The organism is Nonomuraea fuscirosea (assembly GCF_003001935.1).
Taxonomy (GTDB): Bacteria; Actinomycetota; Actinomycetes; order Streptosporangiales; family Streptosporangiaceae; genus Nonomuraea; species Nonomuraea fuscirosea.
Window position 1 is genome coordinate 37,300 of record NZ_PVNG01000022.1, and the last position, 19,699, is coordinate 56,998.

A 19,699-nucleotide genomic window follows, 5' to 3' on the forward strand; every position below is an offset into this window, starting at 1 on the left:
TGAAGGGACGGCGGGTCAGGCGTGCGTGGCCCGCTCGTTCGGCACGCAGTGCGTCATCTTCAGGCCCTCGACGTCACGGGGGCCGTTCCTGCCCAGCTTGGCCAGGCGGTCGCGGTCCTCGTCGGTGAGGTCCTGGCTCTGCAGCGGCTCCAGGCCGGCGACGTCGTCGGGCGTGATGCCCAGACCCTCGCCCACCCGCAGCCCCAGGTCGTCCTCGACCAGCAGGAAGTGCCAGACCATGCGCTCCTGGATGGCCCGGTCGCACTGCTTGAGAGCCGTGACGAAGTTGAGCACCAGATCGTCGCGCTCCCACTCCTCCATCAGCAGATAGCGCTGACCGGCCTGCTTGTAGTCGTTGGTCCGCGGGATCCGCTTGCGCGTGAGCCGGCCGCTGACCTGCGGGCCGACCTCGTCCGGATGCGGATAGTGGGCCTCGCGCAGGCCGTCGCGCAGCGAGGGCTCGTAGTTGATGTGCGGGCTCTCGCCGGCCGAGTCGACGAAATACGTCATCTGGCCGTCGCGCTGGTTGGTCCGGCAGGTCGCCTTCGTCTGGTTGACCGGGAGCTGCAGGTAGTTCGGGCCGACCCGGTAGCGCTGCGTGTCGCTGTAGGAGAACGTCCGCCCGACCAGCATCTTGTCGTCGGAGAAGTCGAGCCCGTCCACGAGCACGCCGGTGCCGAACGACGCCTGCTCGTTCTCGGCGAACTGGTTCTCCACGTTGCGGTCCAGCACCAGCCGCCCGACCGGCAGCGCGGGGAAGTCGTTCTCCGGCCAGGTCTTGGTGTCGTCGAGCGGGTCGAAGTCCAGCTCGGGGTGCTCGTCGTCGCTCATGACCTGCACCAGCAACTCCCACTCGGGGAAGTCGCCGCGCTCGATCGCCTCGTACAGGTCCTTGGTGGCGTGCCCCAGGTCCTCCGCCTGCACGGCGGCGGCGTCGGCCGCGGTCATGCTGCGCACGCCCTGCTTGGGCATCCAGTGGTACTTCACCAGATGCGTCTCGCCCTGCGCGTTGACCCACCGGTAGGTGTTCACGCCGAAGCCCTGCATGTGCCGGTAGTCGGCGGGGATGCCGCGCGGGCTGAACAGGTTGACCAGCATGTGCATGCACTCGGGCGTCTGCGACATGAAGTCGAAGATCCGGTTCGGATCCTGCCTGAAGGTGACGGGGTCGGGCTTGAGCGAGTGGATGACGTCGGGGAACTTGATGGCGTCCCGGATGAAGAAGACCGCCAGGTTGTTGCCCACGAGGTCCCAGTTGCCGTCCTCGGTGTAGAACTTGATCGCGAAGCCGCGCGGGTCGCGGGCCGTCTCGGCCGAGTCGCGCCCGCCGATCACGGTGGAGAAGCGCAGGGCGACGTCGGTGCGCTTGCCCGCCTCCTGGAACAGCTTGGCGCGCGTGTAGCGGGCGATCGGCTCGTCGCCGAGCTTGCCGTACGCCTCGAAGTAGCCGTAGCTGAGCGCGCCCCTCGCGTGCACCACGCGCTCGGGGATGCGTTCCCGGTCGAAGTGACTGATCTTCTCCAGGAACTGGTAGTTCTCCAGCGTCGCCGGCCCGCGCGGGCCGATCGTGCGCTGGTTCTGGTTGTCGTAGACCGGGTGCCCCTGCCTGTTGGTGAGCACCTCACGCTGGTCGTCGGGCCGCGAGCCCTGGCCAGAGACGTCTGTCATCGCATTTCCCTTCCCCCGGACGAGGTTTTCCCCGCCTGCCCTCAAGGCCGGAACGGAAACGGGCAAAGATCCGCTAACCGCGGCGGCTGCCCGGCGGGACGACCTGGAGGGCGGCCTCCAGCGCGGTGGCCTCCTCGGGGGTGAGGCGTTCGAGGAAGTGGACCAGGGTGGCGGCCTGGTTGCCGCTGCCGGCCAGCGCGTGGCGCATCAGCTCCGCGGTGTAGGCCTCCTTGGTGGCGATCGGCTCGTAGACGTAGGCCCGGCCGACCGGCTCGCGCTTGAGCAGGCCCTTGGTGTGCAGCTTGTCCATCACGGTCATGACCGTGGTGTAGGCGATCTCGCGCTCCGTACGGAGGTCTTCGAGCACGTCACGGACGGAGGCGGGCCTGCGGTAGGACCACATCCTGTCCATGATCGTGGACTCGAGCTCTCCCAGAGGCCGCTTCATGCCCACATGCTACGGGTTGCAGCCGGCCACAACCGGTTCACAACCGGGCCGGGCGACCCTGACAGGCGTGACTGCTGACAACAAGCCCGCCATCTGGGAGATGGTGGTCGTCCACCGCATGTTCCGGCGCGAACTCAAGCTCGCTCCCGGGCTCATCCGCCAGGTGCCCGCCGGGGACACCGCCAGGGCCGGCACGCTGGCCGCCCACGTCGAAGAGGTCCTTGAGGGCCTGCACCACCACCACGAGGCCGAGGACAAACTGCTCTGGCCGCTGCTGCTGCGGCGGGTCGCGTTCGAGGCCGAACTGGTCAACACGATGGAGGCCCAGCACGAGCGGGTGGCCGCCCACATCGAGACGCTCGGCCGGCTGGTGCCCGCCTGGCGGGCGAGCGCCGCCCCTCAGGACGGCGAGCGGGTCGCCGCCACCGTCGAGCTGCTGCACGGGGAGCTCGTCGTCCACCTCGACCAGGAGGAGGAGCGGATCCTGCCGCTGGTGTCGGAGCACGTGACCAAGGAGGAGTGGGACCGGCTCGCCGAGTACGGCCGCTCCCACCTGTCGAAGGACCGGCTGCTGGTCCAGCTCGGCGCGCTGCTGGAGGACGCCACCGACTGGGAGCGGCGCGAGTTCCTGTCCCTGTTGCCGCTGCCCGCCCGGGTGCTGTGGTCGCTGGTCGGCAAGCGGCAGTACCGCAAGGAGGTCGTCCGCGTACGCGCCGCCTGACGCCTTCCTGCACTGCCGGCCGGCGCTGTCGTCCGGCGCTGTGCTCAGGCGCTGGGCTCAGGCGCTGGGCTCAGGCGCCCGCCACGGGCGCCGGAACCAGGTGGTCAGCGGTTGACGCCGTCGGCGGGGCGGCGCAGGAGGTCGAGGTCGGCGCGGCGCGGCAGGCTCTCCCAGTCGCCCTGTGAGGTGACCGCGAACGCCCCCGCCGCGCACGCCGTGCTGAGCCGCCGCTCCGGCTCGGCCCCGGCCAGCCAGTCCGCCAGCCAGCCGGCCGCGAAGGCGTCGCCGGCCCCGACGGAGTCGACCTCGCTCACCCGGTACGGCTCCGCCCGCCGCACGACGTCGCCGGACAGCTCCATCGCCCCCTCGGCGCCGAATTTAATCAGCACGTGCCGCGGCCCCATCCCCGCCAGCGCCTCGGCCAGCTCTTCCGCCCCTTCGACATCGGCGATGAGCCGGCCCTCCGCCTCGGTGGCGAACAGCACGTCCACGCTCCCGGCCGCCTCGCGCAGCCAGGCCCCGGCCTCCTCGGGCGTCCACAGCGCCTTGCGGTAGTTGACGTCGAGCGAGACCAGCACGCCCGCGGCCCGAGCCACGGCGATCGCGTGACGTACCGCCTCCCGCGCGGACTCCGAGAGCGCGGGGGTGATGGCCGAGACGTGCAGCACCCGGGCGGACCTGATCAGGTCGTCGTCGAGGTCGGCGGCGCACAGCCGCGAGCCGGCGCTGTCCTTGCGGTAGTAACGCACGTCGATGAGGTCGGCCGTGCGCCTGCCCTTGATCATCAGCCCGGTGGGCGCGGCCGGGTCGGGGATGGCGCGCACGTCCACGCCCTCGCCGGCCAGCGTGGCTCTGATGAGGTCGCCGAACTCGTCGGCGCCCACCCGGCCGACCCACGCCGTGCCGTGCCCGAGGCGGGCCACGCCGATCGCGACGTTGGACTCGGCGCCGCCCAGCCCCAGGTCGAAGTCACGGGCGAAGCGCAGCGGCCCCGTGCGCCTGGCGGCGAACAACGCCATGGTCTCGCCGAAGGTCACCAGCTCGGTCGTCGGCCTCGTCATCGCTTCTGGCTACCCAGCTTTCTGGAGATCCGCGCCGCCGCCCCGGCCACCAGCGGTCCCAGCTCGCGCACCCGCGCGGCGGTGATCCGCGAGGTGAGGCCGGAGACGGAGATGGCCGCGGTCACGGCGTCGTCGTGGTTGAAGATCGGCGCGGCCACGCAGCGCACCTCGGGTTCGTTCTCGCGGTCGTCGACCGCGTAGCCGCGCCGCCTGATGTGCGCCAGGTCCGCGCGCAGCCGCTCGGCGTCGGTGATCGTGTGCTTGGTCCGCGGTTCGAGGGTCAGGCCGGCCACGGTCTGCTCGGGCAGCCAGGCCAGCACGGCCTTGCCGACCGCGGTGCAGTGGAGGGCGCCCCGGCTGCCGATGCGCGAGGCCATCCGGACGTTGGCCGCGTTCTCCACCTTGTCGATGTAGACGACGTGCGGCGGGTCGTGGACGACCAGGTGGACGGTCTCGCGCACCTCGCTCATCAGCCGGTGCGACTCCTCGGCCGCGACGGAGCGCAGGTCGAGCGTGGCCAGGTAGGACTGGCCGAGGCTGAGCGTGCCGTGGCCCAGCCGGTAGGCGCCCGTCTCGCGGTCGCGTTCGAGGAGGCTGGCCTCGATGAGCGGCGCGGACAGGCGCAGCACCGTGCTCTTGGACAGGCCCACGGCCTCGGACAGCTGCGTGAGCGAGACGCCCGGATGCTCGCGCACGTGTTCCAGCACGGCCAGGGCGCGTCTGAGGGAGGCGGACTGGTTACGTTCTGGCACGCGCCCCAACATACCGGCCGATGCTCATCTGCAACACGTCGTTGTGCACTGCACAACAGGGCGAGCGATCAGGGTCGGGAGGGGCCGTCCGAGACCGTGACCTCGTGCGCGTCGCCAGGGGCCAGGAACGCGAGCAGCCGCCGGCCCTCCTCCTCGACCGCGTCCAGGTCCTTGACCGGCTCCCACAGATGCAGGCCGAGGGTGGAGGCGCCCTTCGCCCGGGTGATCGTCCAGTCCCCGGCCGTGACGCCGTCCACCAGGATGACCCTGGGCATCACGTTGGTGCCCATGAAGCCCTGGAACGCGGCCAGGCCGGTCTCGGTGATGACCCGCGAGCGGTCGGCGTGTGAGAGGAACAGGTTGTCGAAGTCGTACATGAGGCGGGGCGGGGCGGGCACGTCCGGGTCGGGGCGGACGGCGTCCGGGAGGTCGTACAGGGTCCTGCCGCTCTCGTCCCTGAACCTGAGCAGGTCGAGCGGCTCGACCACCTCGGCCAGCCGGGTCAGCCCCGACCACGTCTGCACGTCCTGCACCGACGCGGGCCCGAACGCGGCCAGATAGCGCCGCACCAGCTCGGCCGGCGTCATGGGGGCCTGCTCGAAGCCCAGCCACGACTCCGCGCTCGTGTGGGCGACCGGCCCGCTCCTGCCCCACAGGCCGCGCGGCGGCACCTGCACGAGCGGCACCAGCCAGCGCACCCCCTGGCCCAGCGCGTGCGGGTCGTGGTCGGGCCAGCGCTCGTTCAGCGCCCGGCCCAGTTCGGCGAAGGTCATCGGCCGCTCCTCCAGCAGCGCCCGCCCGACCGCCTCCAGCTCGTCGAGATCCACCCCGGCCAGCCGCTTGCCGAACGTCGTGCGCGTCCCGCGTTCGGTGACCTGCTGCAGCAGCGGCCGCATGGCCAGGCAGTCGCGGGCCGAGACCAGGTGGATGGTGGAGCGCTGCAGCGCGATGCGCACCAGAGCGCGCGAGGCCAGCAGGTCGGCCGCGTCGGCGGCCGCGAAGCCCTTGATGCGGGTCCACAAGCCGGTGTACCAGGTGTGCGGGGTCTGCGCCTGGAGCCCGCCCAGGTGCTCCACGACCTCGATCACGGGCCGGACGGTGCGCCGTAGCAGGAGCTGTCTGTCCAGGGTGGCCCGGTTGAGCGCCCGGTGACTGATGAGGGGATCCATGGCACCAAGGTAGGGGCTATTGCGGCCGGTCCCGGGCCGCAATAGCCCCAACGGCGCCGGTGGATGCCGGCGTGTGGCCTCTACCGCCCGATGGTACGCGCGTTGTGGAGATTTCGCCCTCCCGCGCTTGCCGGTTCACGGGGAGCGAGGTCTTCCGGTGAACAAGGGCGTTCGTCCACGTTGGACGCCATGAGCGGGCTCCGCCGCGCGCATCAGGGAACGCCCTGGGGATGACCCCGGGCCCAGCTCGGCCACGCCTGCGAGGGCCGGTCGGGGCTGGTCGTGCTGGAGGGCGAGCTGCTTGGAGAACCGGGCCGGGCCGTGGCCCGATCCGAGCCGGCGGCACACGGGTACAGGCGAGTCGCCGACACACGGATGCGCACGCCGGGGGTACACGGGTGCACGCGAGCCGCCGGGATCGCCGTGGTTATGATCGTTTTGATCTGATGTGCGTTCGGGGGAGCGAAATGACCGAATACCGGCCCAAGGCCCTGCTCGCCATGAGCCCGCAGATCGCCGGACGGCTTGTCACCGGCCCGGTACGCGACCGCCTGACCGCCGTCGCCGACGTGGACCCCGACCTGGTGGCCGCGGACTTCGCCGACCCCGCGGTGGCGGCCGCGCTGGCCGCGGCCGAGGTGCTCTACACCAGCTGGTACTGCCCGCCCGTCACCGCCGAGGTGCTGGCCGCCGCGCCCCGGCTCAAGGCGATCGTGCACGCGGCCGGCTCCGTCAAGCACCACGTCACCCGGGCCTGCTGGGAGCGCGGCCTGCTCGTCTCCTCCGCGGCGGCGGCCAACGCCGAGCCCGTCGCCGAGTACACGCTGGCCTCCATCCTGTTCGCGAACAAGCGGGTGCTGGAGCTGGCCGCGCTCTACCGGGACAGGCGCGCACCCCTCGACGTGTACGGGCTGTCCAGCGGCATCGGCAACTACCGGCGCACGATCGGGATCATCGGCGCCTCCAGGATCGGGCGGCGGGTGATCGAGCTGCTCCGGCCGTTCGACCTGGACGTGCTGGTCGCGGACCCGTACCTGACCGAGGACCTGGGCGTTCCGCACGTCGGGCTGGACGAGCTGTTCGAGCGGTGCGACGTGATCAGCGTGCACGCGCCCGCGCTGCCCGAGACCGAGCACCTCGTCGACGCAGCCAGGCTGGCCCGCATGCGCGACGGAGCCACGCTGATCAACACGGCGCGCGGCGCGCTCGTGGACACCGGCGCGCTCACCGCCGAGCTGACCTCCGGCCGGCTGTACGCCGTGATCGACGTCACGGAGCCGGACCCGCTGCCGCCTGACTCGCCCCTCTACGACCTGCCCAACGTCCTGCTCACCCCGCACATCGCCGGCTCGCTCGGCGGCGAGCTGGCCCGCATCGCCGACCTGGCCGTGGACGAGCTGGTCAGGTACGCCAAGGGGCTGCCCTTCGAGTACGGTGTGGCCGCCGCGGAACTCGCCACCAGTGCTTGACCGCCCCCTGACAGCAGAGCCGGCCGGCCGCCCTCGATGGCGGGGGCGACGGCGCGGCCCTACGCTGCTGCGCATGCACAAGCGCGTGATCGACGACCGCTTCGAGCTCGTGGAGCGGCTCGGCGGCGGGGGCATGGGCCTGGTGTGGCGGGCCTGGGACGTGGCCCTGCACCGCGAGGTCGCGCTCAAAGAGGTACGCCCGCCCGACCCGTCGATGGACGAGCAGGACCCGGACGGCGCCCGCGACCTGCGTGCCCGCGTGCTGCGCGAGGCCCGCGCGCTGGCCCGGCTCAACCACCCGCACGTGGCCACCATCCACCACATCGTCGACCCGGGCGAGCAGGGCTACCCGTGGATCGTCATGGAGCTGGTCCCCGGCGGCTCGCTGCAGGACCGGATCCAGCACGGTCCCATGCCGCCCGAGCAGGTCGCCAAGCTGGGCCGGGAGGTCCTGTCCGCGCTGCGGGCGGCCCACGCCGTCGGCATCCAGCACCGCGACGTCAAACCGGCCAACGTGCTGCTGCGCGAGGACGGGCGCTCGGTGCTGACCGACTTCGGCATCGCCGCCGTACGGGAGTCCACCAGCCTGACGGCCACGGGGTCGTTCATCGGCTCGCCCGAGTACATGGCGCCCGAACGGATCAACGGCGTGGAAGGCGACCCGGCCTCTGACCTGTGGTCGCTCGGGATGATGCTGTACGTGGCGGTGGAGGGACGGCATCCGCTGCGCAGGGCCACCACCCTGGCGACGCTCGCGGCGGTGCTCAACGCCGACGTGCCGCCCGCCGAGCGCGCGGGGCCGCTCGGGCCCGTGCTCGCGGCCCTGCTCACCCGGGACACGGCGGCCAGACCGGACGCCGAGACCCTGGACCGGATGCTGGCCGCGGCCGAATCAGGCCGCACACCCCCGCCACTTCACCCCTACACCCCTCATCCACCCACCCCTCATCCACCCACCCCACAGCCTCCCGGCCCGCAGCCGTCAGGGCCTCAGTCGTCAGGCCCGCAGGCTTTCACCCCCCAAGCGCCGGGCCAGCGGCCGTCCGCTCCCTACAGCTCCGGCCCTCACGGCGTCGGCTCTCAGGGCCCCGGCCCTCACGGTGCCGGCCACCACGGCACCGGTCCCCAAGGTGCCGGTCCCCATGGCGCCGGTGTCCAGTCCGGTGGTCCCGGGTGGGGCGCGGCGGCCTTCCCGCCCGGCGGGAACGCCGGCGGGCCGATGCCACCTGGATCAGGGCCGTCCGGGGCGGGGCCGGGCGCGTACGCGGGGAACACCGTGCCGCCTCAGGCCGGGCACACCGTGCCGCCCGGTCACGGGGGCCCGTGGGGCAAGGCGCCGGTCTCGCACCACGACACCATGAACCGGCGCCGTCCCCGGCGCGGCGGGACGATGCTGGTCGCGGTGATCGTCTCGGTGGTCGTCGTGGTGGGCGTGGTGGGATGGCGCTTACTCCCCGCCATCGGCGACCTCGGCGGCGGCCGTCCCCAGACCGACCGGCTGGCGGCGTCGGACGCCCCGAACACCGGCAGGACCCCGCGCGTCCCCGCCACGGACGACACGACCGGCGATCGCACGGGCGACACGACGGACGACCGAACGGAAGACCAGACGGACGACCCCACCGAGCAGGCCGTCGAGGAGAACCTGCTGACCCCCGCCGGCATGCGAGGCATGATCGCCAAGCTCAAGCCGGCCATCGGCGGCACCAAGGTCGTCAAGATGGTCGTGTACCCGACGTACGCCTCCGTCGACGCCCCGCTCAAACGCGACCCCGACCTCTACGACAGCTACGACTACCGCGACGGCGCCGTCTCGGAGCCCAGGAAGGGCAGCCAGGTGCGCACCGGCACGGCGGACCTGGCCAAGTACAACTGGAACGCCCTCCCCAACCTGATCAAACGGGCGACGAAGGACCTCGGTGCCTCCAACCCCACGACGGTCTACGTCATCGTGGACCCGAACTACGTGTTCACCGCCACGAAGGAGGTGCTGCTCGTCTACGCCTCCGACGACTACGGCCGCGGCGGCTACCTGGTGGCCAGCCCCCAGGGCAAGGTGCTCAAGCTCGTCGGCGACTAGTGGGGTGATCACCAACCGGCCGAAAGTAGGGTTGTGGACGGCACTTTCGACCGATGCCGCGGTAAGGGCACGGCCCCGCACACTTGGGCCTCATGTCAGAGAGAAGACGGCGCATCGACGCGCTCGATGTGATCCGCGGATTCGCGCTCTGCGGGATCCTGCTGGCCAATGTCGGGCCGATCTCTAACATCAGCGGCAGGATCGTGCCGCCCGGCCCGAGCGAGGGTACGAGCGACTGGACGGGTTACCTCGTCGATCATCGTTTCTTCCCCATCTTCGCCGTGCTGTTCGGTGTGGGGTTCGCGCTGCTGCTGGAGTCGGCAGAGGGCCGTACGGCGAGTCCGCGGCTGCTCCTGGTGCGCAGGCTGCTCGTGCTGCTCGTGATCGGCCTCCTGCACATGTTCCTGATCTGGCCGGGTGACGTGCTCGCCATCTACGCGGTCTCCGGGCTGCTGTTCCTGCTGCCGTCGACCTGGCTGCCGCGGTGGGCGGTCGCGGTCCTCGCCGCCGTGGTCCTCGTGGCATCCCTGTTCGTCACCGACGGCTACCTGCTCGCCCCCGGCCTGCTGCTGGGGGGCGCCGCCCTGGTCAGATACGGCGTGATCGACCGGATCGAGCGGTCCGCGAAGGGGCCGGCCATGACAGGGGTCCTGCTCGCGGCGGCCGCGGTGCCGACGCTGGCGCTGCAGGTCGTCTTCCAGCTGAACGATCCCGCCGGCCGGACCGCCGGCGTCGTGACGGCGGTCGCCGGCATGGTGATCGGCGGGATGTACGTGTGCGTACTGCTGCTCCTGCTCAGGACGCCGCTACGGGCGGCGCTGCACGCGCTCTTCGCGCCGCTGGGGAGGATGGCGCTGACGAACTACCTCACCGCTTCGATGCTGGTGCTGGCGGTGGCGCACCTGCACGGCCGCCCGCAGGACTGGACCCGGCCCGTGCAACTGGCCGTCGTGATCGGGGTTCTCGCCGCGCAGTGGCTGTTCTCCACGCTCTGGCTGCGCCGTTACCGGTTCGGTCCGCTGGAGTGGCTGTGGCGCTGGGCCACCTGGGGCCGCCGTCCGGCCCTCCAGCACGCCTAGCCGGGCCGGGTGATCCTGCTGCCCGGGGTGGCCGGTGCGGCCCGTCGTCAGCAGACGTCCTGGTAGCCGGTCTCGGGGATCAGCCGGGCCCATTCCTGCCGGCTCAGCGCCCCGCCCGCCCGGGTGCAGACCTCGCTCGCCGTCAGGGCGGGATCGACCGCGATCTCGTGTACGGTCCCGTCCAGCGCCACGCCGCGCAGCCGCCTGCCGTCCTGGCTGAAGGCCAGGCCCGCCGCCCACGAGCCCACCTGGCCGACCTCACGCAGCGTCTTCGTGTCCCAGAGCGAGGTGCGGGAGCCGTCGATGGCCAGCAGGTCGCCCTTCGGGGAGAACCGCAGCTCGTCCACCGGGGTGGTGCCGGCCTCGATCGTGCCGAGCGGCCGGCGCTCGCGTACGTCCCACAGCAGCACGCTGCCGCCCTCCAGCCCGAACGCCAGCCTGTCGCCACCCGGCGAGAAGGCCAGCGCGGTAGCGGCGGCGCCCCCACCGGCCTCGGCGGCCAGGCTGAGCGGAGTGATCCGGCCGGTGGGCAGGTCGAGCAGGCTGTCGCCGGCGGCCAGCGTCCTGCCGTCGGGGCTGAAGGCCAGGGCCAGGTCACCCGCGCTCTCGTACGTCTTGATCCGGCGGCCCCTCCGCACGTCCCACGTCTCCAGGATGCTGCCGCGAGCGGTGGCCAGCGTGCCGCCGTCGGGGGAGAGCGCCACGGCCGGTACGTCGCCGCCCGCGTTGATCGCGGCCACCTGCCTGCCCCCGGTCACCTCCCACACGGTCACCGGGTCCCCGGCGACGGCCAGCAGCCGGCCGCTCGCGTCGAAGGCCAGGTCGCCGGCGGCGGCGATCCGGCCCAGCGTCCTGCGCGCCTCGGTGTCGGTGAGCTCGATCGTGTCCCCGACCTCCTTGGCGGCGACGCGGCCGTTGCCGGAGAAGGCGGCGACGTGACCGTCCTGGGCGGGCATCGGAAGGCCGGAGACGTCGAGCGAGACGACCGAGCCGGTGCCGCTGAGGTAGCGCAGCGTCCGGCCGTCCCTGGAGAACGCCAGGCCGTGGCTGGGGTCTTTGAGGGGGTACGCGCCCGCCAGGCGGCGTTCGGCCACGTTCCAGACGCGTACCTCGCCGTCGCCGGGGAGGGCGAGCAGGCGGCCGTCGGGGCTGAACACGAGCGGCCCGGCCAGGGCGCCAGGAGGCGTCTCCAGCCCGTCCACGATCTCGACCCCCCAGCCCCGCTCCTTCGCCGGCCCTTCATCGGGATCACGCTCCCGCGCCCCCACCTCGGCATCGGGCTCAGGCGACGCCGCCGAAGCTCCGCCGTCGGGCTCCTGCGCGGCTGCTCCGGCATCGGGCCCAGGAATGGCCGATTGCGCTCCGGCATCCACCTTGGGCACAGCCGACTCGGCTCCGGCGTCGCGCTTGGGCACGGGCGATGGCGTGACGGCCTTGAGCGCGGACGGTGGCGGCGGCGCCGGAAGCGCGCGCAACCCAGGCCCGGGAACCGCACCCTGCGCCGCCAGACCTCCGGAGGGCGCCGCCTGCGCCCCCAAGACGCCGGCGGGCGGGGCCGCGAGGGTGCTGGGCCATCCGGCCTGCCCTTGAAGGGGCAGGGCGGGTGCCGCCGCGGTGGCGCTGGGCTGTGCCGTCCGCCGCTCAAGGGGGCCGGTCGGTGCGGCCGCGCGGGCGCTCGGCCGCGCGGCCGGGCCGGTTGGCGAAAGCTGGGCGGCGAAGGATCCGGACGGTGGAGACTGCGCCCCGAGAGGTCCGGACGGTGGGGCCTGCGCTCCCAGACGACCGGTGGGCGGGGCCGCGAGAGGGCCGGAAGGTGCCGGCTGCGCCCCGAGGGGGCCGGTGGGCGGAGCCGCGAGAGGGGCGGAGGGTGCCGTCTGGGCCGCCGGGTCGCCGGTGGGTGGGGCCGCGAGGGCGCCGGGGTGTCCGGCCTCGCCTCCCAGAGCGCCGGTGGGGGAGGGGGTTCGGGCCTTGAGGGGCTGGGCGGGGGCCGAACGGGCGGTACGGGTCCGTTCGTCCTCCACGAGCGTGACCCCGTCGCGCCCCGCCACCGCCAGCGTCCCCCCGTCAGGACTGAAGGCGAGGGCCGGCGCCCCGGCGTCGACACCGGTGAGCGGCTCGACGGCGACGACACCCGTCCTGACCCGCCGGGGCACCAGGTCCCACAACTCCACCCGCCCCGTCAGCCCCGACACGGCAGCCCTGGAACCGTCGGGGGACAAAGCCACTTTCTTGTCGCTCACGTCGAACAGCACCCGGCCGCCCCGGTAGACGACCGTTCTGCCGGCCCGGCTGATCGCGTACACGGCGTCGCCCGCCGGCGCCTGCCCCGTCGTCACGTCGATGGGCCGCCCGCCGGCCCCCTCCGCGTGGCGGCCGTCGTCGCTGAGCGCGGTGCTTCCGGCCGGCAGCTCGTACGTGGCCGTCCGCCGCCCGCCGGCCACGTCCCAGACGGTGACGGCGTCGGCGTCCCAGCGCACCAGCTCGTCCCCCCGCAGCAGGTAGCGCGCCCGCGCGTCGGCGCCCGGGTCGGTGAACACCCCCAGCTCCGGCTGCACGAGCGAGGCCTGCAACGCGGCCCGCGCCTCGAACACCGGCGCCAGCCGCCACGCGGCCACGCTGAGCCGCATCGCGGTGCGCGGGTCGGAGCCGCGCATGGTCTCCGCCCTGGCCGCCACGGCCCTGGCGTCGGCCTCGATGAGGCGTCCGCGCAGGTCGTCCTGGCCGTGCACGGACACCACGCTCATCGTCACCGCGACGGCCAGCACGGCCGCGACCGTGGCCAGCGCGGGCACCATGAGCTTCCTGCGCTGCTTGGACAGGGTCACGCTGTCGTTGATGAAGTCGCGTTCGAGCTGGTTGAGCCGCAGGTGGCGGCGCTTGGTCGCGGCCCAGCCGAGCGCGGAGTCGAGCTCATGGCCGCGGAAGAGGTGGCTGCGGTCGCGACGGTGCTCGGACCAGGTCCTGGCGGCCTCGCGGATGCGCCGGTGCGACGGCATGCCGTCGCGCTCGTCGGCGACCCAGCCGCGCAGCCGGGGCCAGGCCCGGTAGAGGGCGGCGCTGGCGGCGGCCACCCGGTTGTCGCTGACGGCCACGAGCTTGCCCACGGACGTCTCGGCGGGCGGCACGCGGACGCTGCGCCGCACGAGCAGGCCGGCCTCCATGAGCGGGGCGAGCACCTGGCCCTCGTCGTGCGGGTCGTCGCCGTCGAGCAGGCGCAGCAGCAGGCCGGGCACCTCCTCCTGCTGCCTCGGGGTGAGCGAGAGGTAGACCTCCTCGGCCACCTCGCCGAGCGAGCGCGTCGGGGCCCACGTCTCGGGCGGGCGCAGCCGGGCCTCGCTGTCGATCAGCAGCTCGGCCGCCGCCGGCCGGTCGGCGCGGTTCTTCGACAGCGCCCGCTCCACCAGCTCGCGCAGGGGGTCGGGCAGGCAGCTCAGGTCGGGGTCAACGGTCAGCAGCCGGTGCATGATCCCGCCGAGGCTCTCCCCCTGGAAGGGGTCGCGGCCGGTGGCCGCGAACAGCACCACCGCGCCCCACGCGAACACGTCGGCCGCCGCTCCGGCGGGCTGCCCGGTCAGGACCTCGGGGGCGAGGTACGTGCACGTGTCGCCGGCCGGGTCGCCCGCGGGCAGGCCCAGCTCGATCACCCGGGGCCCGTCGGCGGCCAGCAGCACGGCCTCCGGGTTGAGCCCGGAGTGCGTCAGCCCGGCCTCGTGCAGGGCCCGCAGCGCGGAGGCGAGCGCGGCGGCCAGCGCGACGAGCTCGTCACCGCAGTAGGGGCCGTGCAGCGCGACCGCCTCACGCAGGTCGGGCCCGCTGACGAACTGACTGACCACGTAGGGGACGCCTCCGTCGGACCCGACGGCCACCACCTCCGCCAGATGGCGGCAGGTCACCTTCTCGAACCGGTGCCCGACCTCGCCCCTCGGCACGGTGACCGCGAAGCGGCGGCCCTCGTCGTCGTAGGCGTCGTAGACGACACCGCGCTTGCCCGCGCCGAGCCTGGCCGCCGGCCAGAAGCCGCCGAGCCTCTCGGGATCACCGGGCACCAAGCGCATCGTCACTGATGCTTAGATGCACGACATCGCCCTTTGGTTGCCAGGAAAGACGCCACAGGTCCCCCGCGCGCCTCGGGGGACCCATGAGTCATGATCATTATGCCAGGCTTCCGGATCTTGACTGCCACTCGGGCCGGAGCACGGACATCAGCACGGCGTCGTGCCACTCGCCGTCCCAGAGCAGAGCGTCGCGCTCGACCCCCTCCTCGACGAAGCCGATCTTCTTGTAGACGTGGCGGGCGCGCTCGTTGAAGGTGTAGACGCCCAGGCTGATCCGGTGGATCGGCGTCGCGGTGAAGGCGTGGGCCAGCAGCAGCTCGATCGCCTCCGTGCCGTAGCCCTTGCCGAAGGCGCGCGGGCCGACCAGCGCGATGCGCAGGTTGCAGGACAGGTTGTGGGCGTCGAGTTCGTTGAGCACGATCTCGCCCACGACCTCGCCGTCCGCCATGATCACCAGGTCGAGCCGGTCGGCGTGCTCGCCGCGCGTGGCGTACCAGGCCCGCAGCCGATCCACCTCGAACGTGCCGTGCGAGCCCGTCAGCCGGCCCACCTCGGGGTCGGAGACGAGCTCGACGAGACCGTCGAGGTGTTCGAGGCCGATCGGGCACAGCGTCACGCGCTCCCCCTTCAGCGTGGGTTTCTCGGCGAACATGCTCTCTGGCATCCCCTTTGGCTATCAGGTGTGATCGCCGTCGGGCAAACCCATTTTGCGCAGCACCTCGTCGCGTACCTGCTCGGGGCTGAGCACGCCGACGTCGCAGATCAGGTCCGCCACCTCGTGGAAGAAGCGTTCGCGCCGGGCCCGCATGGTCGCCGGGTCGTAGTCGGGACGGTGATCGCTCGTGCGCATCCGCCGCGCCAGCACGTCGTCCGTCGCGTCGACCCAGACCACGAACGCCCGGCCCATCGCCGCCCGCACCTCGGGGCTCTCCAGCGTGCTCGCCGCCGCCGCGATCACCTTCGGCTCACCCGCCAGCATGTCCAGCACGTGCTCGGCCTCGTAGCGGTGCAACGTCTCCTTGCCCTCCCTGGCGGCTATCGGCGCCGAGGTGGCGCCGTAGCGGTCCTGGAGGTACTGGTCGCTGTCGGTGAACGGCAGCCCCAGAGCCGCCGCGATCAGGCGTCCTGAGGTCGTCTTGCCTGATCCCATCAGCCCGATCATTACGACGGGTTTGTTTTTCGCCATGTGGATAGAGGTTCCTTCGTGTCAAGGAGGTAAATCTGATGACCATCGCCGGAAGCATCATCCTCATCATGCTCGGTGCGATCCTCACCTGGGCCGTCGAGTTCGACCTCGCCGGTCTCGACATCAACGTAGTGGGTGTCATCCTCATGCTCGGCGGCATCGTCGGACTCCTGTTCGGCATCTACAGGATCCGCGTCACCCGGCGAGCGGTCGGCCCGATCGAGGAGCCGGTGCATCGCCACGAGATCTACGAGGAGCCCGAGGCGCGCAGGACCACCGTGTACGAGGAGCGCCGCCACGAACCGCCCCTCTAGGAGGTGAGATCGACATGCCAGGCGTTGAAGAGCTGCCATCGACCGTCAGGCGTTCTCCCAAGAAAGCGCAGCGTACCTGGATCAAGGCGCACGATTCGGCCGTCGAGGAGTACGGCGAGGGCCGGCGCGCCCACATGACGGCGTTCGCCGCGCTCAAGCACTCCTTCGAGAAGGTCGGCGACCACTGGGAGCCGAAGGACGAGAAGGGCCCTTCCGACAAGGGCGCCACGGACCGGTCCGGGCGCACCCAGGAGGGGGTGGACGCCAACGCCAGCAAGGAGCACCTGCGGGGCGTGGCGGCCAGGCTGGGCGTGGTGGGCCGGTCGAAGATGACCAAGCAGGAGCTGGTGGCGGCCATCAAGAAGGCCAACAGGAAGGCCACGGCCAAGTCCCGCTGAGAGCCCCCGTCAGTCCTGGAAGAAGGGCCGGTGGTCGGAAGACCACCGGCCCTTCACCGTGCCGCCGCCCGGTCGTCACAGCAGCCGCTTGACCGCCGCGACGATCGCGGCGCGGTCGATGCCGGCGTCGGCGAGCTGTTCCCGCGGGGTCGCGGATCCGGGCAGGTCGGTCACGGCCAGCTTCACCACTCGCGGCCCCAGCTCGCTCACCGCGTCCGAGACCGCGTCGCCGAGCCCGCCCTCGGCCCGGTGGTCCTCGACCGTGATCAGGGTGCCGGTGGTGGTCGCCGCCTCGATCAGCGCCGCCGCGTCGACGGGCTTGATCGAGTACAGGTCGATGACGCCGACCGGGATGTCGCCGGCCCGCAGCTCGTCGGCCGCGGCCAGGGCCTCGTGCACGGTCACGCCGGCCGCCACGATGGTGGCCCGGTCGCCGGGGTTCTGCCGCAGCACCCGTGAGCCGCCGACGGGGAACCGCTCGCCCGGCTCGTAGATCACCGGGGTGTCGCCCCGCGTGGTACGCAGGTAGGACACGCCTTCGAGGTCGGCCATCTCGGAGAGCAGCGCGGCCGTCTGGTTGGCGTCGCACGGGTAGAGCACGGTGCTGCCGTACGTGGTGCGCAGCATGGCCAGGTCCTCAAGGCCCATCTGCGAGGGGCCGTCCTCGCCGATCGCCACCCCCGCGTGCGAGCCGACCAGCCGGATGGAGGCCCCGCTCACCCCGGCCATCCTGATGAAGTCGTGCGCCCTGGTGAGGAACGCCGCGAACGTGGCCGCGTACGGCTTCCACCCGCGCACCTGCATCCCGACGGCCGCCGCCACGAGCTGCTGCTCGGCGATGTACATCTCGAAGAACCGCTCGGGGAACTCCTCGGCGAACACCTGGGTCTTGGTGGAGTCGGCGACCTCGCCGTCCAGCGCCACGACGTCGCCCCTGGCCGCGCCGAGCGCCTTCAGCGCCTCCCCGTACGCGGCCCGCGTGCTGACCTGGTCCCCGACGGGCCAGGCGGGCACCTGCATCCCGCTGGTGGCGAACCGGTACGGCGTCGCGTCGGACTCGGGCCTGTGCACCTCGACCCGCACGTTCCTGCTGCCGCCCAGCTCCGTCACGGCCTTGTCGGGGTCCTTCAGCGCCTTGCCGTGCGCGCCCTCGCGGTTCTCGACCTCCAGGACCCCTTCGCCCTTGCGGGTCTTGGCCAGGATCGCCGTCGGCCGCCGGCGCGTGTTGCAGGCGTCGTTCAAGGCGTAGTCGATCTGTCCTGGGTCGTGGCCGTCGATCTCGATCGTGTGCCAGCCGAACGCCCCGAACCTGCGCGCGTACGCGCCGGTGTCCCAGCCGTGCCGGGTGGGGCCGCGCTGCCCGAGCCGGTTGACGTCCACGATGGCGATCAGGTTGGCCAGTCCTTCGGCCCCCGCGTGTTCCGCGGCCTCCCAGATGGATCCCTCGGCCAGCTCGCTGTCACCGCAGAGCACCCACACGCGGTACGGCACCCGTTCCAGCCGCCCGGCCATCGCCACGCCCACGCCCACGGGCAGGCCCTGCCCGAGCGAGCCGGTGGCGACGTCCACCCAGGGCAGCCGGGGTGTCGGATGCCCCTCCAACCGGCTGCCCCGGCGCCGGAACGTCAGCAGCTCCTCGTCGTCGATCACGCCCGCGGCCTTGTAGAGCGAGTAGAGCAGGGGAGAGGCGTGCCCCTTGGAGAAGATCAGATGGTCGTTGGCCGGATTGGCCGGGTCGTCGAAGTCGTAGCGCAGGTGACAGGCGAACAGCACCGCCATCAGATCGGCCGCGGACATCGACGAGGTGGGGTGGCCGGAGCCCGCCTCGGCGGCGGCTCGCACGGAGTCGACGCGTAGCTGTGCCGCCAGTTCGGCGAGGTACTGGAGATCGCGTTCAGGCATCATCGCCTCCTCGAAAGCGGTTTCTGCAGCGCCTACCCCCGCGCGATCCCGTTAACGCGATCGGGAGCGCGCGGTGACGCGGTGTGCCGGAGTCGCGCTATGAGCGCCTGAACCGGACCACGGCGGCGACGGCGGCGGCTGTGCCCGCGGCCAGGGTCAGCAGGACCGGCCGCCGGTGCTGGGAGAGCCAGAGCTGGGGGCTGCGCTCGTGGGAGCGGGAGTCGAAGGAGCCGTGGGCACCGTAGTCCGTGGACTCGTCGGCCGGCTCCCACAGGTTGGCCACGCCGGTGGGCGCCTTCTCCTCCGTCACCTGGGACTTCGCGCCCGACCTGGCCAGGTAGCGGTCCACCAGCGCCGGGGCGGCGCGCTGCGCGAGCAGGGTGAGCGCGGTGCTGGTGCCGACCCAGTACTCCTTGCGCTCCGGGTGCTCGGCCGCGTACACGATCGCCCTGGCCGCCACCTCGGGCTGGTAGATCGGGGGTACGGGCTGCGGATGGCGGCGCAGCTTGGACAGGACCCAGTCGAACTGGGGCGTGTTGACCGCGGGGAGCTGGACGAGCGTGATGTCGATGCCGCTGCCGTCGCCCATGAGCTCCGTGCGGACCGACTCGGTGAAGCCCTTGATCGCGTGTTTCGCCCCGCAGTACGCGGACTGCAGGGGGATGCCGCGATAGGACAGGGCCGAGCCCGTCTGGACGATGGCGCCGGCGTTGCGCGGGCCCATGACGTCCAGGGCTGCCTTGGTGCACCAGACGTAGCCCAGGTAGGTGACCGCGGTGGTGCGTTCGTACTCTTCCGGGGATATGTCGGTGAACTTGGCGAACACCGAGGAGAAGGCGGTGTTGATCCATACGGCTATGGGGCCCATCTCCTTCTCGATGCGCTCGGCGGCGTGGCGTACCTGCTCGTAGTCCGCCACGTCGGCCTCGTAGACCTGACCCGTGCCGCCTTCGGCGCCGACGTCCACGGCGGCGGCGCCGAGGCCCGCGGTGCCGCGGGCGATCAGCGCCACCTTCGCGCCCTGCGCGCCGAGCATGCGGACGACCGCGCGCCCGACTCCGCCGCTCGCGCCCGTCACCACCACTACCCGCCCTCGAAGTGGTGCCATGTCGAGATCAGCCCGCCTCTCCGTGTGCGCCCTTGTTCTTCTGTCGCTTCACCGCCAGCGTGATGTCGACCACCGTCGCGATCGCCAGCAGGACGGCGATCCCCGCCAGTACCCATGCTTGGGCGATGATGCCGAGCACCGTGAACGCGAACAGGAAGACCAGGAGGAACGAGCCCACCCTGATGTGCACCACGTCGCGCGGAGTGGCGGGCACCATGGCATGACCTCGCCGATCCCGCTGCTCGTGCCACTCTCCGTTATCAGACATGTGCCTCACCTGCCCGTACCG

17 protein-coding genes are annotated in these 19,699 nt (G+C 72.2%); 6 read left to right on the forward strand and 11 right to left on the reverse strand.

The window, feature by feature from the left end; genetic code table 11:
• Nucleotides 1-15 precede the first annotated feature (15 nt).
• Entirely contained in the window at nt 16-1,668 is a 1,653-nt protein-coding gene (locus B0I32_RS40915) for a catalase (protein ID WP_106248897.1), read from the reverse strand.
• A 73-nt stretch (nt 1,669-1,741) separates the two neighbouring features.
• The gene (locus tag B0I32_RS40920) at nt 1,742-2,116 is read right to left on the reverse strand and encodes a BlaI/MecI/CopY family transcriptional regulator (RefSeq protein WP_106248898.1); all 375 of its coding nucleotides are present in this window, start codon (nt 2,114-2,116) and stop codon (nt 1,742-1,744) included.
• 67 nt (nt 2,117-2,183) lie between these two features.
• Between B0I32_RS40920 and B0I32_RS40925 the strand changes: the two genes are divergently transcribed.
• Nucleotides 2,184-2,837, forward strand: coding sequence for a hemerythrin domain-containing protein (locus B0I32_RS40925; protein WP_181308344.1), 654 nt, complete (start codon nt 2,184-2,186; stop codon nt 2,835-2,837).
• A 104-nt stretch (nt 2,838-2,941) separates the two neighbouring features.
• Here B0I32_RS40925 and B0I32_RS40930 read toward each other — a convergent pair whose 3' ends face one another.
• The 3 genes from B0I32_RS40930 to B0I32_RS40940 form a co-directional block, all read right to left on the reverse strand.
• Entirely contained in the window at nt 2,942-3,898 is a 957-nt protein-coding gene (locus B0I32_RS40930) for a sugar kinase (protein WP_106248901.1), read from the reverse strand.
• The gene (locus tag B0I32_RS40935; protein WP_245956344.1) at nt 3,895-4,650 is read right to left on the reverse strand and encodes an IclR family transcriptional regulator; all 756 of its coding nucleotides are present in this window, start codon (nt 4,648-4,650) and stop codon (nt 3,895-3,897) included. The genes B0I32_RS40930 and B0I32_RS40935 overlap by 4 nt, the downstream gene beginning before the upstream one ends.
• Before the next feature lie 68 nt (nt 4,651-4,718).
• Nucleotides 4,719-5,819, reverse strand: coding sequence for a winged helix DNA-binding domain-containing protein (locus B0I32_RS40940; RefSeq protein ID WP_106248904.1), 1,101 nt, complete (start codon nt 5,817-5,819; stop codon nt 4,719-4,721).
• 467 nt (nt 5,820-6,286) lie between these two features.
• Between B0I32_RS40940 and B0I32_RS40945 the strand changes: the two genes are divergently transcribed.
• The 3 genes from B0I32_RS40945 to B0I32_RS40955 all read left to right on the forward strand — a co-directional run bounded on the left by B0I32_RS40945 (nt 6,287) and on the right by B0I32_RS40955 (nt 10,447).
• The gene (locus B0I32_RS40945; RefSeq protein ID WP_106248906.1) at nt 6,287-7,288 is read left to right on the forward strand and encodes a hydroxyacid dehydrogenase; all 1,002 of its coding nucleotides are present in this window, start codon (nt 6,287-6,289) and stop codon (nt 7,286-7,288) included.
• A gap of 73 nt (nt 7,289-7,361) precedes the next feature.
• Nucleotides 7,362-9,368 (forward strand): serine/threonine-protein kinase, encoded by a 2,007-nt coding sequence (locus B0I32_RS60420; RefSeq protein ID WP_245956345.1) that lies wholly within the window; start codon nt 7,362-7,364, stop codon nt 9,366-9,368.
• A 92-nt stretch (nt 9,369-9,460) separates the two neighbouring features.
• Nucleotides 9,461-10,447, forward strand: coding sequence for a DUF418 domain-containing protein (locus B0I32_RS40955; RefSeq protein ID WP_106249181.1), 987 nt, complete (start codon nt 9,461-9,463; stop codon nt 10,445-10,447).
• Nucleotides 10,448-10,494: 47 nt separating this feature from the next.
• Here the strand turns inward: B0I32_RS40955 and B0I32_RS61155 are convergent, their stop codons facing one another.
• From B0I32_RS61155 to B0I32_RS40970, 3 genes are all read right to left on the reverse strand, one after another.
• The gene (locus B0I32_RS61155) at nt 10,495-14,493 is read right to left on the reverse strand and encodes a protein kinase domain-containing protein (RefSeq protein ID WP_181308346.1); all 3,999 of its coding nucleotides are present in this window, start codon (nt 14,491-14,493) and stop codon (nt 10,495-10,497) included.
• Nucleotides 14,494-14,599: 106 nt separating this feature from the next.
• Complete coding sequence (locus B0I32_RS40965) at nt 14,600-15,166, reverse strand: GNAT family N-acetyltransferase (RefSeq protein WP_245956346.1); 567 nt, start codon at nt 15,164-15,166, stop codon at nt 14,600-14,602.
• Nucleotides 15,167-15,178: 12 nt separating this feature from the next.
• Nucleotides 15,179-15,688 (reverse strand): shikimate kinase, encoded by a 510-nt coding sequence (locus tag B0I32_RS40970; protein WP_219912284.1) that lies wholly within the window; start codon nt 15,686-15,688, stop codon nt 15,179-15,181.
• Nucleotides 15,689-15,726: 38 nt separating this feature from the next.
• Here B0I32_RS40970 and B0I32_RS40975 point away from each other — a divergent pair, with 38 nt between their 5' ends.
• Complete coding sequence (locus tag B0I32_RS40975) at nt 15,727-16,002, forward strand: hypothetical protein (RefSeq protein ID WP_106248911.1); 276 nt, start codon at nt 15,727-15,729, stop codon at nt 16,000-16,002.
• A gap of 14 nt (nt 16,003-16,016) precedes the next feature.
• Nucleotides 16,017-16,400: a ChaB family protein gene (locus B0I32_RS40980; RefSeq protein ID WP_106248912.1), complete on the forward strand. Its 384-nt coding sequence runs from the start codon at nt 16,017-16,019 to the stop codon at nt 16,398-16,400.
• 75 nt (nt 16,401-16,475) lie between these two features.
• On the opposite strand, the gene B0I32_RS40985 is transcribed toward B0I32_RS40980, so the two are convergent.
• The 3 genes from B0I32_RS40985 to B0I32_RS40995 all read right to left on the reverse strand — a co-directional run bounded on the left by B0I32_RS40985 (nt 16,476) and on the right by B0I32_RS40995 (nt 19,678).
• On the reverse strand, nt 16,476-18,305 hold the full coding sequence (locus B0I32_RS40985; protein ID WP_245956347.1) for a transketolase: 1,830 nt from the start codon (nt 18,303-18,305) through the stop codon (nt 16,476-16,478).
• 94 nt (nt 18,306-18,399) lie between these two features.
• Nucleotides 18,400-19,410, reverse strand: a complete 1,011-nt coding sequence (locus B0I32_RS40990; protein WP_106248914.1) for an SDR family oxidoreductase — start codon at nt 19,408-19,410, stop codon at nt 18,400-18,402.
• A 7-nt stretch (nt 19,411-19,417) separates the two neighbouring features.
• Complete coding sequence (locus B0I32_RS40995) at nt 19,418-19,678, reverse strand: hypothetical protein (protein WP_146178497.1); 261 nt, start codon at nt 19,676-19,678, stop codon at nt 19,418-19,420.
• Between the last annotated feature and the right edge of the window lie 21 nt (nt 19,679-19,699).